Source organism: Planococcus dechangensis (genome assembly GCF_042654465.1).
GTDB classification, from domain to species: Bacteria; Bacillota; Bacilli; order Bacillales_A; family Planococcaceae; genus Planococcus; species Planococcus dechangensis.
Genome location: NZ_JBHSGL010000005.1, coordinates 831,188 through 848,471 on the forward strand (window position 1 = coordinate 831,188; position 17,284 = coordinate 848,471).

The window sequence follows — 17,284 nt, forward strand, 5'->3', positions numbered from 1 at the left end:
TAATCCCCCTAAACTTCCACTTCATCGCTGGTGGAGAACAAATACAAAATACGTTGTTTAACCGGTATGCGCAAAATCGCTTCGACAGCTTCCTGATAAACCGAAAGTTGAATGCTATAGCGCTCTTTCATCGTGGCTGGAATGTCACCCATTTGGCGCGTCTGATCAGTTTTATAGTCCAGCAGAACCCATTCCCCATTTTCCAAGAACAAGCAATCGACGATCCCTTGAACAATTTGATGGTCCCCGTCCTCATCGGCTCGCGCATAGGTGAAAGGAACTTCCCTTTTAATCTCCTCCGCATTCAACAGGCGTTGTGCCGTTTTGCTGTGGAAGAACGCTTCGACTTCTTCTGCTCGGACCGCCTGCGCTTCTTCTGGCGTAAGGATTTCACGGCCAACCAATTCATCAAGGAAAAGCCGGATTTCATCCAATGTAAGGCGCCGCTCAAGCGGCAAATGCTGCATGACTGTATGGACGGCAGTACCGACGTCTGCTGCCGATAGTTTGCGGTCCATCAAAAAGTCAGGTCGGTGAGGCGTTGCTTTTTGCGCTTTCGGCTGGAAATTCTGGAGGAACGACTCGGGTTCATCCAAGCGCTGCAATAGTTGCAGGCGCTTCATTTCGGTAACGGACTGCTTAGAACGCTTGTCGACAGCACGCTGATGAGGATAGAGGAAGTCAAAACGTTCGTGAACAGATGCACTCTCTTCACTCGACTCTGGATGATCCTGATGAGCATCGAGCAGCAGCGGTGGCTCTTCTAAAGAGCGAGTTTCCACAATGTCGATCTGGAAGCGGGAATGATGATCCATAACATCGCCACCGGTGTGCAGTTCGCTTGCATCCGGATGCCTGGCTATAGCAGGACCGATCCAGTCCAAATAGGATTTGGCACGAGAACGCTTGAAATCAGGCAGCAAGAGCTCGCCTGTGGCGGTTTTCCATTTTTCGAACAAGCGGTCGATTTCTTTAACCGATGCCGTCAAATACAATTTTTCTTTTGCACGGGTCATTGCCACGTACAAGACGCGCATTTCTTCGGCCCTCATCTGCAATTGCTTCATTTCTTTGACCGCAAGATAAGGCAGTGAGGTATATTCGAGACGTGTATCGGGATTCACCGCTTTCACTGCGAGCCCATAGTGCTGATCGAACAAATATGGTTTATGGAAGTCCATTTCATTGAATTGACGTCCCGTTCCAGCAAAAAAGACGATGGGAAACTCGAGCCCTTTGGATTTGTGGACCGTCATGAGCCGGACCACGTTTTCTTTTTCACTTAAGGATTTCGCCGTTCCTAAATCATCTCCGCGCTCACGCATGCGGTCGATAAAACGCAGAAAGCGGAACAAACCGCGGAACGCTGTTTTTTCGTATTCCAGCGACCGGTCATGGAGTGCACGCAAATTCGCCTGCCGTTGTTTGCCATTCGACATGGCACCGACCATTTCGTAATAATTCGTATCCATATAAACTTTCCAGACTAATTCAGATAGCGAACCGCGGCGTGCCAAGTTCCGCCATTGCTCTAAATTGTTTGTGAAGCGGCGAAGCTTAATGCGTGTGGCTTCATCCATCGAACCGATGCGGATAAAAGCCTTTAGCGCATCATAAAATGTCCCTTTCGGATCGGCAAGCCGGATCGCAGCAAGTTCATTCTCCTGCAAACCGAAAAACGGAGCACGGAGCACGGCCGCAAGAGGGATATCCTGATATGGATTATCGATGACGCGCAATGTGTTGAGAATGATCATAACTTCTAACGCATCGAAATATCCGCCATTCAGTTCGGCATACAGCGGGATTCCAGCCATTTTGAATTCATCGGAAAAATCTCCCGACCAGGTCATCGATCGCATCAATACGACAATGTCGCGGTATTCAAGCAACCGTTCCTGTCCGTTCCATGGATCATGCACAGTGGCTCCCGAATCCATAAGATGCCTGATTTTTTTGGCAATCCAACGGGCTTCCCATTGGGATTTATCCATCTCAATATCCGCCTCTGACTGCTCTTCATCTGTTTCCGGTTCGTGGATGAGCGTCAAACCGATCGGCACATCCTGGTCCGGATAAGGGGCTTTCGGCTTTAATGCCGCGTCTTCATCGTAATCAATCTCGCCGACACGTTCGCCCATGATTTGTGAAAATAAATAATTGGTGCCATCTAGTACTTCTTTGCGGCTCCGGAAGTTGGCATTCAAATCGATGCGTAACCCCGTTCCTTCCGCTTGGCGGCTAAAACGGGCGTACTTGCCGAGAAATAACATCGGCTCCGCCAGCCGAAAACGATAGATCGACTGTTTGACGTCGCCCACCATGAATAAATTGCCGTCTTGTTCCGAACCCGATTTGACGAGATTCAATATTGTTTCTTGGAGCATGTTCGTGTCCTGGTATTCATCGACCAACACTTCCTTAAAACGTGTCCGGTAATCCATGGCGATTGCAGATGGTTGGCCGTTGTCGCTCAATACTTCCAGCGCATAATGCTCCAGATCCGAGAAATCCACCAAGCCACGCTCTATTTTCAATGCATGGTAATCTTGTGCAAACTTCTTTGTTAAATCGACCAAAGTCCTCATAAGAGGCGCCATATCTCGCATTTCCTCCAATAACCGATGCGGTGCACGGGTAAAATAGCCATCCTTTACATCATTGAAGAGTTTTTTTGCTTCATTTCTGCGTGCTTTCGCTTGTTCTGCCAGTTGGGGATCGCAAGAATCTTTTTTAACTGCAGCAAGCCGCTCCCATTGAACATTGCGCGCATAACTATGAAGCGAAGACCAGGACTCATCCAATGCATCGATTGCCGCACGGATCAAAGTGGCATCCATGCGGAGATTTTCTTCCAAGATAGCAGGGCCATCCGGCTGAGTCGCCAACTCCCATCCTTCATCCAGCAAATCGAGCGCCGCTTCAAAACTATGTCGTATCGTCATTTTTAAATCTGCCATGAATGGCAAGTCATCAATTGATGCCCCCTCTGGCACATCGTAAAGCTTCGGCAGCTGTTCGAGCCAAAGGTCAGGGTCTGGATGGACACGCGAATAATCGTAAAGCTTGCTCAATAAAATTTCCATCGCCTGATCGCTGCGGTCGGAAGTAAAGCTATCCGCCAAACGGTATACACTTTCACGGTCCGATCCTTCATATGCATCTTCAAGCACCGCCTCCATGACATCGTCACGCAACAATGCGGCTTCGGTATCTCCTGCAATACGGAAGCCTGGATCGATTTCAAGCAAGTAGGCGTATTGCTTGACCACCTGCAGGCAAAAAGAATGCAAAGTGGAAATTTGCGCTTTGTTGATCAAGCGCAATTGCTTTTTTAAATGTGCAGATGCGGGCTGCGCTAGGACCGCTTCTTCCAAAGCAGCGGACATCCGGTGACGCATTTCAGCAGCAGAAGCGTTGGTGAATGTAACGACGAGCAATTCGTCGACTGAAACAGGATCTTGTTCATCGAGTACTTTTTCGATCATTCGGTTGATCAGCACCGCAGTTTTTCCTGAACCCGCTGCCGCAGATACTAGCATGTCTTGGCCCTTTGCCCAAATTGCCTGCCATTGCTCATCAGTCCATGTCACATTATTCGGTTTTTGCGGAATCATCAGCACTCAACTCCTTGCGAATTTTCTCCACTGCCTGTTCGGAACTCAATACCGGTAGTTTACGGTAAGTTTGATCCGGATCACTTGGGTCAAACTGACACACAGCACGGAAATTGCAAAACTGACACGGTGTATGGTCTTTCAAGCGATATGGCTTGACCGCAGTATTGCCGTCGAGGATACCATTCCCCGCAGATTCATGCTGCTTGCGGACATATTTGCGGATGATTTCCATATCATCTTTGTCAACGGTTTTCGACGAGCCTTTTGACACCGATCCGTTTTTATTGAGTCGAACGGGAATGACATTTGAGTAGCCATCGATTCCACTGTCCATCGCCTGGATGATTTCCGGATCTTCCACGACAAGGCCGTTCATCTTGAATGATTTGGACAGTTCTTCTTCCAGTTCTTCAGCAGTCAACAGCTTGGTCAGCTTCAGCATCGGGTTGTGCATATGGAAATACAGCACGCCCGCTGGCTCCGCCTGTTGCCCCAACCAGCGCTGGGAGTGGGTGAGCGCCACGTCCAGATAGGTGAAGGTCTGAAGCGCCAGCCCGTGATACACTTCACCTAAATCCAGGCCTTGTTTCGATGATTTGTAATCGACAATGCGCAAATAAGGCTTTCCGCCGATATCCGTCGAATCGATGCGGTCGATGCGCCCGCGCACATCCATTTTCCGGCCTTTCTTCAATGCGATGCTGAGTGGTGGGATGGCTTCTTTCGTACCGAATCCAACTTCTAGCGCAATCGGCACAAATCCCGAAACCTGCGCATGTTTGCTTAGCATGAAGGCGGTCTGCCGGATGATGCCTTCGAGCTTGTACTGGATATAGCGATAGCGATGCGAACTTAGCAGAATTTGATTGACGAAATAAGGCGATAATTGCTCGATTGCCTGTTTCGCCAAATCCGTGCATTGTTCTTTGCTCAATGATGACCACGAAACTCCGAGACGCATTACTTCATCTGAAATCCATTTAATAGCGGCATGGAATAAATCGCCCATCGCCGGTGCAGCCAAACGGTATTGGCTGCGTTCTTCCAATTTCAATCCATACGCCGCATAATGAGCAAACTCACAGCTATGATACGTTTCGATGCGCGATACGCTCGAAGCAATCGGCGCACCGTACAAAGACTCTGCTGTCGGTTCGTTTAGCTGTTCTGCGCGGTTCGGCTTTAACGGCTTGAAGATTTGGTCGATGATCGACGACCATAACGGGTCTTCCCGGTAATAATCGAGCACTGCCCGCCATTGTTCCGTCAACTCGCCGCCTCTGATTTGTGCCGCCAGATGTGCCAAGGTCGCTCTCGGATGGGAGATATATTCCAATGCATCGGCTTCATGCAGTTCTTCGGGACCTATCGCTGCAAGCTTCGGTTCAATTTGAAACAAATCCGCGATTTTCTTTATATACAAAGACGGCAATAATGCCTTGCCTTCTTCATCTGCAATCGGGTACGAAATGGTCAGCACATCCGATGCAGATGAAAACGACCGATAGGCCATATATGTTTCGTCCATCAGGCGCATCCTGGAACTTGGAGCAAGTTCAATGCCGATTTTTTGGAACCAGTCCCGCTCCGCGTCGGTCAACAGCCCTTCGTGTTCGATGCGCTGCGGCAAAACGCCGTCATTCGTGCCGATCACAAAAACCGATCGGATATCCATCAGTCTTGCAAGGTCCATTTTTGCTACTGTCACTTGGTCCAACGATGGCGGAATGCGTGAGAATTCCAGCGTTTCGAATCCTTCGTCCAATATGCGCGCAGCGGTTTGAAGTTTCATTTCCTTGTCGCCGAACATCAAGACGAACTGATCGAGTACACCGATCCATTGGTTCCAGGCTTGTTCATGTTCCGTCGCTGCGAGCAACTGGTGATTCGCTTCTTCACGATCTTTCAATGTTTGAATTTTCGCATAGACATCCAACTCTTCGACAAATTGGAACAGCGCTGTCGCGAAATCACGGCCATTCACACATTCATCTAGATGGGATTTCAAGCGGACAAGGGGCTCCCTTACTACATCCCTTACTGTCTGCAGCTCCATTTGCAGCGCCAATTCTTCGTCCGTCTGAATCCCGGAATGGAATTCCAGTCCTCGGTATTTTTTGTAAATCCAGCGCTTCTCATCAAACCAACGCTCTCCGTAAATGCCATTGGCGAGCACGAAGTTTTCAAGTTGATCGCCGCGTTCCCGCCACCTGGCGATATTGCCCTCCGGAAAAAACAAATCCGTTTTCAGCGCGCGGAACACCGGTTCATATGAATAGTTGGCGAGAACCGACTCGAGTGCCGAGCGTGTAAATTCGATAAGCGGATGGTGTAGCATTGATTTTTTCTGGCTGATGAAATAAGGAATATCATACTGCGGGAAAATCGTGTTGATCAGTTCATCATAGACTTCCGGCTGTCTATAAAGCACAGCAATGTCCTTATAGCGGTATCCGGCCATCAACTGCGCTCGGATAGACCGCGCAAGTGCATGGACTTCCGCACGCCGGTTGGACGCTTCGACTAAAACGACTGCCCCTTGTCCTTTTGTAGATGGCGCAGGAAACGACTCGAAATGGCGTTCTAGGTGCATCAGTTCCGGATTGGCGAAACGCTTGGGCTGCTGCAAATAAACGTCAGGCTCCAATTCAATTCCTTCGGCTGCTGCCATTTCCGTCAAGCGCTGTGCAGTCACTGCTGATTGATGAAACAGCGACTGTTCGTCCTGTGGGTTGCTGTGTGCATCCATCGGCAAGATGATGGACACCGATTTGCTGTATTTCATTAGCTCCACAATGATTTGGAATTCACGCGCCGTGAAGCTAGTGAAGCCATCAATGTAAATGGCAGACTTTTTCATCATGTCGGAGTGGCGGATTTTTTCGCTCAACAAACCGAGATGACCTTCGGAATCGACGAACACTTTGCCTAAGCGGCGGTCGATTTCAAGCAAAATCAGCTCCAAATCTGCTGCTTTGTCTTGCAGTGTTCTCGGCGCACCTGCTTGTTCAAGCGACGAGCGGATGCTGCCGAGTTCTTCGCAATCGATGCAATAACGGGAGAATTCTTTAATCAATTGTTCGATCTGGTCTGTAAATCCCCGTTTCCCGGCAGCTCTTTTAAATAATTGGAAGTCTGCTTTATGTTCTTCCAGCAGACTGCGAATCAGCATGCGGTATCCGAAACTATCAATTTCTTTGCGGCTAATGCCCCCAACTTCCTGCAATACACGCCAAGCAAGACGCTTAAACGTCACCGCTTGGGCGCGGATCATGCCATTCATGCCGAACCCTGCAGACAAACTGTATTCTGTGGAAAACGACATTTGATCCGGTACGATCAGAAAAATCGGATCTCCAACTGCATGATCTTTCAAACTCTCAACAATTTCCTCTTGAACAAAACGGGTTTTCCCAGTGCCTGCTCGCCCGTATACAATTCGTAAAGACATCCAACCCCTCCTCATACGGAACATTTGTTCTTATTGTATCTCATTTTCCGCTAAATGGCGAAAATCCAATTAGGATAATGTTTCTTTTTCTCGCTCTTCTTTTGCCCGCCGGAAATCGGCTTCCACTCTTTTGTTGAGGCGCTTCTCAAGGATTTTGCCGACCACATACAATAGCACGATTACGGCAATGACGATTCCCGTGCGGACAGGCTGCGTGAATAATGCACGAATATCATAGCCGACATAGGAAATGGTGAACACCATGACAAACTTTCCAGCCATCAAGGTCAGCAAATAATACTGGCGGCTAATATTCGATAATCCTGCCACCAAGTTTACCAAGGCCGATGGTGTAAAGGGGAAACACAGCAACAAAAATAGCGGCCCGAAGCCGTTGCGCTCGACCCAATGAATGAGCCTCTCTACTTTTTGGTGGCGAGTCATGAAGTTCATGAAACGCGCTTGCCCGTATTTGCGGATCAATAAGAAAACCGTATACGATCCTGCGACTGCCCCTGCCCATGACAGCAAGAAACCAAGCCATAAACCGTAAGCTGTCGCGTTAGCAAAAACGAAAACGAACAGCGGCAAAAACGGCAAAAAGGACTCAATGAACGGCAGCAAAAAGCCGATAAACGGGCCGAATGCGCGGTACGATTTTGTCAATTCAACAATGTTTTCCATAGTAAAAAAATCCATCATAGTCTCATTCCCTTTAATAGCGCGATTTTTCAAAAATGTATTCATAAAATAAGGAAAATATATGCTATGCTATTATAATTACTTTACACTCTTTCTCCCAGTTTGGAAAAGAGAAATACTTTCATCAAAAGGAGCGAGAAAAATTGCAGGAACACGGATTTACATCTGGGCTGAAAGCCGGTGCCAGCATCGCCATCGGTTATTTCCCGGTAGCGTTGACGTTTGGCTTGCTGGCAAAAACAACCGGGCTATCGCTTATCGAAGCGACAGCTATGAGCATATTCGTTTTTGCCGGTGCTGCCCAGTACATATCTCTATCCCTCATTACAGCAGGGGTTCTTCCCGCGCTTATCGTGGTCAATACGTTCATCGTCAATATCCGGCACTTTTTGATGACCGCAGCATTGAATGAAAAGATGCAGCCCGATGCACGCTGGAAAAAAGCGCTTTATGCGTTCGGCATTACCGATGAAACCTTCACCGTGCTCGCCACGCAAAAGGGAGAGAATATCCGCACTTCTTTTGCTGCTGGAGTCATCATCATTGCCTATGGCAGCTGGGTCAGCTTTACGGCAGTCGGCCATTTGATCGGTGCCAGCCTGCCGCCATTCTTGCAAGCCTCCATGTCGATTGCGCTTTATGCGATGTTTGTCGGCTTGCTTGTGCCGTCCATGAAAGGCAACCGAAAAGTCGTTAGCTTAGCTTTGATTGCCGCTTTATTCAATTCATTATTTTATTTTACGGGCTGGCTGTCGACCGGCTGGGCGATCATGGTGTCTACACTCGCTTCAGCTATCCTCATTGAATTGATTTCACGGAAAGGAGTGTCTGCCTAATGGGCGCATGGTTTTGGTGGATGATAATCGGCATGGCCCTTGTTACTTATATTCCACGCGCGATTCCGTTAACCTTTTTGGAAGGCCGTGAATTGCCGGAACCTGTACAGAATGTATTGAGAAATATCCCTTACGCCGTTTTGGGTGCATTAATCTTCCCAGCGGTGCTGTTTGTCCAGGACAATATTTGGTTCGGCATAATCGGTGCAATCTCTGCATTTGCCATCGCTTTTACCGGAGCCAATGTCATTCTAGTCGTGCTCGGGACAATTGCCATTTTATCCGTATATGGACTTTGGATAGGATAACAAAAAAAGCCGTCACTCATTCTCATGAGCTTCGGCTTTTTTTCGTTTATGATACATATTGCTCGCATACCAGAATCCGGCTGTTAAAGAAGCCGCATTGACGGCGAATAACAGCCAAGTATGGGTAAATCCTGCATAAACTGCTGCTGCAATGAGCGCTACTGTCAAAATCAATGCAACGATGTGGTTATAGGTCACTCGCGTGAACAACACTACCAGCAATGCAGGCACAAACAGTGAAAGAAAAAATTTAGTTACCATCGACTCCATATATTTCTCCCCCTACTCGACAATCAATAGTCCCAGGCGGTGGTGGTCATGGCGGAACACAACATGCTGGCGCAAACGAACTTCCAGGTTATGGTCGATCACTTCAAGGCGGCAATGAGCTGCGTTCAGTTGAATCGCTTCGTACAGTTCGGTTTCGTTCGTGACGATTGTGCCATTTACTTTGCGGATGATTTCCCCGCGTACAAGTCCCATCTTTTGCGCTGGAGATCCAGGAAGCACGTCGATGATCATCACTCCTTGCGCTTGCGGCGTCACTGCGTAGTTGCCACTGCGTTCTTTTTGAGCATAATACAATGAAACGATCAAACGGCTAACTGCGCCTAAAGCTAATGCGATAGCCGCCATTGGAAGCCACACTAAACCAATCAACGCCAGAACAACCGTCAAGACGGACACCCAAGCAATAGACTTGGCGATTTTCGGATATAAATACACGGGCAATGTGCGGTGGCTGCGACCTTGGAAGCCGAAGACAAACGGGAATAAAATAAATGAAAATGCCGTTTCGCCAATCGGCAATTGCGGCCAATATGGTGCGTAGTCAGAAACCATTTCACCCGGCACGATCAGGATTACCGGAAGCAGCCAAAGGCGGCGTGAAATATAAGCAGCAGCGCGCAAACCTCGCGAAGATTTATGCAAGCGTGGCGAAGCGGCGGCGGCTGCAGCTTTTTCCACCATGCGGCTCTCTATAAACAAAACCACACCGGTGATCAAGGCGACCGGAACGAGCCAGCCGGTCGATAATTCACGGCCTGTCATTTCAACCAAACCAAGGTTGACATTCCAACCGTTGGATTGAAACAGCCAAACGATAACAGCGGCTGCTCCTGCCAAATAAACGAATGAAGCGGCATGATAGAAGCCGGTCAACATGACAACGACGCTGATGATGCTGAGCGCAATCAGCCATTCCAACGGCACGACCAAACCGGCTGCGAGGATAATGGCTGACAAAATGATGGCTGCCAGCAATCCATCTTTTAACAAGCGCTTGAATTCAGTTCCGCCGTAAACAATCCGGGTCCGGAAAATACGACGCTCCTTTTTCACGCGGAAATATCCAAGCATCGTCGCAGCAAATAATGCGACGTAAAAAACAGGGTTAAGAAAAAACATGGCGATTGCCATCAACAAATCCGTTAACACTCTACTGACACCATCCTTAAGCTAAATGTATAAAGCAAGTAATTCCTTGTCGTCATATATGGCGTTTCGACATATAGCTTATCTTTGCGAACCTTTTTAAACTTCTGGCTCCCCCACTAATGGAAATAGGAATAAAAGAAGACCCATTCATCAACAACCATAAACAAACTTATCTTTCATTGTACCAAAGATATAAGGATAGCCCTACACCTTTTTCAATCAATCGAACGCAAGCGCCAGCTGTTCCAGGATATCTTCTATCCCTTCGATGCCCGCAGACAACCGGACGATGCGCTCGTTGACGCCAATTTTTTGTTTTTCTTCGGCGGACAGCGCACGGTGAGATGTGCCGAACGGATAGGAAACCGTCGTTTCAACACCGGCTAGCGTCGGGACGATTTTAATCCATCCGAGTGAAGAGAAGAATTTAGAGACATCTGCTGACTCCGGCAATTCGAACGAGACGATTGCGCCTTTTCCTGGATACCAGACCCGTGCTTTATCCTGCAAGAAATCTGCGATAGCCTGTGCATTTGCTGTTTGTTTCTCCATGCGCAGCGCCAAAGTTTTTATGCCGCGTATTGTCAGCCATGCTTCGAAAGGGCTCAAGTTCATGCCGAGGTTGACGACGCGTTTGGTCGCCTCATCGATCAAGGCCTCATCACCCACCAAGACACCGGAAGTGACGTCACTATGGCCGCCGAGGTATTTTGTTGCACTATGTACGACCAAATCCGCCCCTTGGCCATATGGCGTAAACGTGTAAGGTGTAGCAAAAGTATTATCGATCATCACTTTGACGCCGTAATGTTTTTTCAGTTGCGCCAATACATCTATGTCTTCAATGCGTAAAAACGGATTGGTGATCGACTCACTGACGATGAGTTTCACTTCGGGATAATCGATCAAAATTTGTTCCACATTGCTGAGTTGCGCAAAATCGGCAAAATGCACGGTAATTCCAAGACGCTCCAATTCTTCTTTCAATAGATGGAAGGTTCCGCCGTACACATCTTCAGCAGCCAACACATGGTCTCCTGAGCGCACGACAGCTAAGATTCCAGCAAGTATCGCCGACATCCCCGAAGATGCCGCAACACCTCTCGGAGCACCTTCTAACACGGCCACCGTTTGGCCAAGCGCATCGGTGTTCGGATTCGCTGTCCGGGTATACAAATATGTTCCGTTTCCTTCATAATAGCCTTCCAACTCCTCCAGTGATGAAAAAGAAAACGCAGAGCTTTGGTAAACCGGCATGACTTTCGGTCGAATGATCCGCTCTTCCATCGTAGCTGTATGAACTGATTTTGTTTCGATTGTTGACATTAAAATTCCCCCTTATCTATTTCTTCTATAAATCCATTCATCATTTCCTCATTCATCGGCCCGACAATCTTGTGCCGGACTATGCCTTCGCGGTCGATGACGTAAGAAGTCGGAATCGAAAACGCTTGATACAGTGCGCCGATTTCGCCATCTACATCCATGGGAATCGGAAAGCTCAAAGCATACTCTTCGACAAAATTCTCAATCGTCGATAATCCTCGGTCTTCTGTCGTCAGATTGACGGCCACCACTTCCACATCATTATCTTGCTGATTCTCATAAAAGTCTTGCATATGAGGCATTTCTGCACGGCATGGCGGGCACCAGGTGGCCCAAAAGTTAAGGATGACCGCTTTTCCCCGGTAATCCGATAAACGCATCTGTTCTCCTGTAAGAGTCGTCAATTCAAAATCAGGAGCCGCTTCACCTCTCGCTAAGCCTTCATCTGTCGGCAGGAAATCAACATTGCTGCCAAGCGCCATATTATTCAATGCCCGTTCTTCCCGCTGGTTATCGATGACCGCCCAGACAGCAAGAGCGATAATAACAATAGCTACTGTCAGAAGCACAATCATTTTCTTCGACATTTATTTCACTCCATTCAAACTCCATCATACGATAAACCAGTTGTTTCTAGCCAGTAAATTCGCACAGCTCATCTATGGAAACTGCAGGTAAACAAAAAGCCGTCAAGGACGCTCCCGCAGTTCCAGTAAGCTGAAACTACGCGACAACGCCTTGGCGGCTTTATGGCAATTAATAAGACAAATAATTGGCTGGATTCACTGCATTGCTGCGTGAACCGTTCCAAGTTCCTACATGGATTTCAAAATGCAAATGCGGCCCCGTCGAACGGCCCGTGTTGCCCATTCCGCCGATATACTGGCGTTGATCCACTTTTTGACCGACTGATACCGCAATGGAATTCAAATGCGCATATACTGTCGCATATGCCTGGCCATTGATCGAGTGGTTGATGATGATGACATTGCCATAACCGCCCATCGAGCCTGCAAATGATACAAATCCGCCAGCGGATGCAACGATTGGCGTACCTGGGCTATTCGCAATATCATAGCCTAGGTGTGATTCATGGCCATCCCCGATATCGCGTCCGCCAAATCCAGATGTATGGCGTCCTGCTGCCGGCATAACAAAATTTGCTGTCGTTTGCACGACAGGCGCAGGAGTTGAAGCAGGTGCTGCGGCTGGTGCCGGTGTTGGTGTCGGAGCCGGTGTTGCCGCTGCTTTTGGAGCAGCAGCTTTCACACTTGCCGCCGCTGCTGCCTTATCGGCTGCTGCCTTATCGGCTGCTGCCTTGTCGGCTGCTGCTTGTTCGGCTGCTGCACGCTCGGCTGCTGCTTTTTCTGCAGCTGCACGTTCAGCTGCCGCTTTCTCTGCAGCGGCTTTTTCAGCTGCCGCTTTTCGTTCTGCTTCAGCAATACGTGCATGTTCAGCCTCTGCTTGCTTCGCAAGCTCTGCCATGCGTGATTGCTGGCCCATGATTTGTTTCTCCACAGCTGCACTTACTTCGAGCGCTTCTTCATGCTGCGCTTCTAAATCGGATTTTTCATTAGCTAAACGGGCTTGTTCAGCTTCCATATTCTTTTTCAATCCAGCTTGTTCTTTCTTCTGTCCGTCTAAAGAAGCTTTCAAGCTCTCCAATTCCACACGGCGTTCTTCTTGAGAAGCCAAAATCGTTTCAACCGCTTCTTTTTTAGCTGCTAAGTCTTTTTTATCTGCTGCTTGTTCGCGCATAATGTCACGGTCAGCTTCCATTAAGGTGTTGACTGCTGAGAAACGGTCGATGAAATCTATAAAGCTGTTGGCGCCTAAAAGGACATCTATGTACTCGACTGAACCCCCGCTAAGTTGAATCGCACGTGCCCGCTCTTTAAGCAATTCGGTACGTTCATCAATTTTTCGCTCCAACTCTTTGATCGCTTTTTTCAGTTCATCGATTTCCTCTTTTGTTTGATCGATTTCTGCTTGCAAAGTATTGATCTTCCCTTGCGTTTCTTGCATTTTTTCATCCAATTGCTGGATTTCGGAAACGATGCTATCCAGTTTTGATGACGTTTCTTTAATTTCACCTTGCTTTTCTTGAATTCCGGAATTTAGTTTTTCTTCTTTCTGTTCGAGCTCTTTTTGTTCCTTCTGCAATTTACGCTGTTCTTTCTGAACTTCTTCTTGTTGCTGTTCCAATTTATTTAACTTTTCACTTGCATGTGCTCCTGGTACGAGTAGAGACAATGCTAAAACCGAAGAAACGCCAGTGACCATCCATTTAGACTTCAATTTCAAGTTCTCTTTCCCCTTTCGTTTTACGATCTTTTTCTATGTCTGTATTATTTTTCCTATTTTATGTAAGTTTAAGGCCTATGGTTATCACGCGACCATAGGCCTTTGATTGATTATACACGTAAGAACTTGCGAATGGACATAAAACTTCCCCAGATGCCGATGAAGATTCCCATTGCCAGTATCAATGCACTGACTTGGTAAATAAATGGTGAGAATTCAAGCAGCTGGAATAGCTCTCCGCTTAATCGCGGTTGCGCAAATTCCGTGACTCGTTGATAGAGCACAATAATTAGGCCAATCGGTATAATCGAACCGAGAATCCCTAACCACATGCCTTCCAAGATGAAAGGAATGCGCACGAACCAGTTGGTAGCACCAACGAGCTTCATGATTTCGATTTCAGTGCGCCGCGCGACAATAGTAATGCGGATCGTATTGGAAATCAAGAACATGGCTGTGAACAACAGCGCCAAAATGAGGATCAAACCGACGTTGCGTCCTGCATTTAAGAAATCGAATAGTTTTTCGATTTTTCCTTCGCCATATTCTACATTTTCAATGTAGTCCAATGTCTCAATTTCTAATGCTACCGTTTCTGTTTGTTGAGGCTCCACTGCTTTGACATAAAACACATCGAATAGTGGATTGCTTTGTTCGAATAAGCTCAATTCTTCGCCGAAGTCGAGCACCAAATCTGTCAGCTCTTGTTCTTTCGTAGAAAAGTCTGCTGTCTCGACTCCAGATAATTCGTTTATTTCGGTTTCCAATTCTTCTATCGCTTCTTCGTCTGCATCAAGCGAAACAAAGACTTTGATTTCTACATCGTTTTCCAAATCATCTGCCACTTTGTTTAAGTTCATCATGATCATGACGAATACACCTACTAATAACAAAGTGACGGTTACAGCACTGACTGATGCGAATGTCATCCAGCCGTTTCTGCCGAGACTCTTTAAACTTTCCTTGATGTGGCGGCCGAACGTTCTAATCTTCATAGCCGTAGTCACCTCCGGCTGCATCCCGTACAATTAGTCCGCCTTCAATGGCGATGACGCGATGTCTAAGCTTATTGACGATTTCCCGGTTATGTGTCGCCATAATAATAGTAGTTCCTGTCGAATTAATTTGTTCAAACAAGTTCATGATGTCCCACGAAGTTTCAGGATCAAGGTTCCCTGTCGGTTCGTCGGCGATCATCACTTTCGGCGTATTGACAATTGACCGTGCAATCGATACGCGTTGTTGTTCGCCGCCTGATAATTCACGCGGAAACATTTTCGCTTTGTGCTTCAGCCCGACCATGTCCAGTACTTCCATGACTCGCTCTTTAATCACTTTCGGCTTTTCTTCGATTACTTCCAAGGCGAATGCAACATTTTCATAAACATTTAACCGTGGCAATAGTTTGAAATCCTGGAAGACTACGCCGATATCACGGCGCAAAAGCGGTACTTTTCGGCTTTTCAGTTTCGCAATATCAGTACCGTCAACCAACATTTGTCCGGAAGACGGACGTTCTTCACGGTACATCATTTTAATGAAAGTCGATTTCCCAGCTCCACTCGGCCCGACGATATAAACAAATTCGCCCTGTTCGATCTCAACATTCAATCCGTTGAGAGCCACAATGCCGTTCGGATATTTTTTGTAGACATTCTTCATTTGTATCATTTATAGACCACCTATATTATTTCAGTCGATGCTGAAATTAGATTTCCGGTATGCATAGTAAAATTTGCAGCACGATTATTATAACATCCGTAAACCTCTTTTTTGTTACAGTTACATTTCATTTCGGACTCAGTCTCAATACAACTAGTTATCTGAAATTTTAATTTTATAAGGTAATTACTCACTTTTATTTGGAATTAATTTACCATTAGCATGCTGAATCGCTCTGTTTTTTACCAAAAAAAATAAACCGGGCTAAATGCCGGTTTATTGTTGGTTTGCTAAATATTCTGCTACTGCTTGTGCTTCTTCACCCTGGATAATGTTTGCTGGCATTGCACCTTTGCCATTTTCAATAATGTCCAAAATTTCTTCTTCTGACAAGCGTGAACCTACATCATTCAATGCCGGGAAGTTGCCAGCGCCTTCGAGGTTTTCACCGTGGCAAGAAATACAGTTTTGCTGAATAACTTGTTCAGCATCGACCACTGCCGTTTCGCCGCCTGTATCCACTGGTTCTTCTGGTGCCGCATCATCTCCGCCGCCACAAGCTCCTAGAACCAATACAGTACCGAATAAAATCGTCATTAATTGCTTTTTCATGGAACGTCCTCCTCTATGACTTGCTATTTATACACTCATTACGAGTATACCAAAGTTAGGCGCGTTTGAAACCTTCCCCTAGCACTTCTGAAGCATCTGATACGATGACGAAGGCTTGTGGATCGATCAATTTGACCAATTGTTTCAACCTTGTGAAATCCGTTTGTGGAATGACCACCATAAGAATAGGCTTTTCCGTACCGGAATAACCACCGGTAGCTGTCAACTCCGTGACGCCCCGATCGACTTCCTCGTATATTGCTTCACGGATTTCCACTTGTTTGTTTGTAATGATGTAAACCATTTTTGACCGTCCGAACCCAACTTGAACCAAGTCGATTGTTTTCGTCGTCAAGTACAGGCCGATCAACGCGTATAAACCTTTTTCGATATCAAAAACAATGGCAGCCGCCAATACGATCATTCCATCGATGATAGCCACACTCGTGCCAAGCGTCAACCCGGTATATTTCGTGATGATTTGTGCAGCAAGATCCGTTCCTCCCGTAGAAGCCTTGCCGCGAAACACGATGCCGAGCCCGAGCCCCACCATGATACCCCCGAACAAAGAACCGAGAAGTGGATCTAATGTCCACGGTTCCCAGCTTTCCGTCAAAAAGACGACCAACGGCAAAAATACGGTTCCGACTGCTGTTTTAATGCCGAAATTCTTACCGAGCAAAATCAGCCCTGCAATGAATAAAGGGATGTTCATCGCCCATTGGACAAAGGCCGGTTTCCATTCAAAAAGCCCAAAAAGAATGGTACTGATTCCGCTGACGCCACCGGACGCCACTTCGTTCGGCAATAAGAAGACGTTAAAGGAGATCGCCACTATCGCAGCGCCTGCTAAAACGGCGAGATAATCCATCACGGTGGCCAAGATCGGATGCGGATGTTTTTGTTTGCGTAAATTACGTTTACTCATCAGATATAATTCCTCTTTCTACTATAATTCGTTTGAACCCTGTCAGAGTATAGCAGACGCCCTGATTTTTGTGAACTTCATCCAAATAAAGCAAA

The 17,284-nt window shown here is 47.1% G+C and carries 14 protein-coding genes; 2 read left to right on the forward strand and 12 right to left on the reverse strand.

Going from position 1 to position 17,284, the window contains the following annotated elements; all coding sequences use genetic code 11:
- Positions 1–8: 8 nt before the first annotated feature.
- From addA to ACFO5U_RS07400, 3 genes are all read right to left on the reverse strand, one after another.
- A complete protein-coding gene (gene addA, locus ACFO5U_RS07390; RefSeq protein WP_377278014.1) occupies positions 9–3,617 on the reverse strand; it encodes a helicase-exonuclease AddAB subunit AddA in 3,609 nt (1,202 codons plus the stop codon).
- Entirely contained in the window at positions 3,595–7,071 is a 3,477-nt protein-coding gene (gene addB, locus ACFO5U_RS07395) for a helicase-exonuclease AddAB subunit AddB (RefSeq protein ID WP_377278016.1), read from the reverse strand. Before addB ends, addA begins: the two co-directional genes overlap by 23 nt.
- A 69-nt stretch (positions 7,072–7,140) precedes the next feature.
- Positions 7,141–7,755 (reverse strand): TVP38/TMEM64 family protein, encoded by a 615-nt coding sequence (locus ACFO5U_RS07400; RefSeq protein WP_377278018.1) that lies wholly within the window; start codon positions 7,753–7,755, stop codon positions 7,141–7,143.
- A gap of 161 nt (positions 7,756–7,916) precedes the next feature.
- Between ACFO5U_RS07400 and ACFO5U_RS07405 the strand changes: the two genes are divergently transcribed.
- Entirely contained in the window at positions 7,917–8,609 is a 693-nt protein-coding gene (locus tag ACFO5U_RS07405; protein WP_377278020.1) for an AzlC family ABC transporter permease, read from the forward strand.
- Entirely contained in the window at positions 8,609–8,917 is a 309-nt protein-coding gene (locus ACFO5U_RS07410; protein WP_377278021.1) for an AzlD domain-containing protein, read from the forward strand. The genes ACFO5U_RS07405 and ACFO5U_RS07410 overlap by 1 nt, the downstream gene beginning before the upstream one ends.
- Positions 8,918–8,929: 12 nt before the next feature.
- On the opposite strand, the gene ACFO5U_RS07415 is transcribed toward ACFO5U_RS07410, so the two are convergent.
- The 9 genes from ACFO5U_RS07415 to ACFO5U_RS07455 form a co-directional block, all read right to left on the reverse strand.
- Complete coding sequence (locus ACFO5U_RS07415) at positions 8,930–9,187, reverse strand: CsbA family protein (protein ID WP_377278022.1); 258 nt, start codon at positions 9,185–9,187, stop codon at positions 8,930–8,932.
- A 12-nt stretch (positions 9,188–9,199) separates the two neighbouring features.
- On the reverse strand, positions 9,200–10,357 hold the full coding sequence (locus tag ACFO5U_RS07420; RefSeq protein ID WP_377278024.1) for a PDZ domain-containing protein: 1,158 nt from the start codon (positions 10,355–10,357) through the stop codon (positions 9,200–9,202).
- A 219-nt stretch (positions 10,358–10,576) separates the two neighbouring features.
- Entirely contained in the window at positions 10,577–11,683 is a 1,107-nt protein-coding gene (locus ACFO5U_RS07425) for a trans-sulfuration enzyme family protein (RefSeq protein WP_377278026.1), read from the reverse strand.
- Complete coding sequence (locus ACFO5U_RS07430) at positions 11,683–12,270, reverse strand: peroxiredoxin family protein (protein WP_377278028.1); 588 nt, start codon at positions 12,268–12,270, stop codon at positions 11,683–11,685. Before ACFO5U_RS07430 ends, ACFO5U_RS07425 begins: the two co-directional genes overlap by 1 nt.
- 169 nt (positions 12,271–12,439) lie before the next feature.
- Positions 12,440–13,987, reverse strand: a complete 1,548-nt coding sequence (locus ACFO5U_RS07435) for a murein hydrolase activator EnvC family protein (protein WP_377278030.1) — start codon at positions 13,985–13,987, stop codon at positions 12,440–12,442.
- A gap of 110 nt (positions 13,988–14,097) precedes the next feature.
- Positions 14,098–14,982: a permease-like cell division protein FtsX gene (gene ftsX, locus ACFO5U_RS07440; protein ID WP_377278032.1), complete on the reverse strand. Its 885-nt coding sequence runs from the start codon at positions 14,980–14,982 to the stop codon at positions 14,098–14,100.
- Complete coding sequence (ftsE, locus tag ACFO5U_RS07445) at positions 14,972–15,658, reverse strand: cell division ATP-binding protein FtsE (RefSeq protein ID WP_377278033.1); 687 nt, start codon at positions 15,656–15,658, stop codon at positions 14,972–14,974. The genes ftsX and ftsE overlap by 11 nt, the downstream gene beginning before the upstream one ends.
- A 267-nt stretch (positions 15,659–15,925) precedes the next feature.
- Positions 15,926–16,261 carry a cytochrome c551 gene (cccB, locus tag ACFO5U_RS07450; RefSeq protein WP_377278035.1) on the reverse strand — a complete coding sequence of 112 codons (336 nt, stop codon included), beginning with the start codon at positions 16,259–16,261 and terminating at the stop codon, positions 15,926–15,928.
- Positions 16,262–16,316: 55 nt separating this feature from the next.
- Positions 16,317–17,132, reverse strand: coding sequence for a YitT family protein (locus ACFO5U_RS07455; RefSeq protein WP_377279473.1), 816 nt, complete (start codon positions 17,130–17,132; stop codon positions 16,317–16,319).
- Positions 17,133–17,284 lie beyond the last annotated feature (152 nt).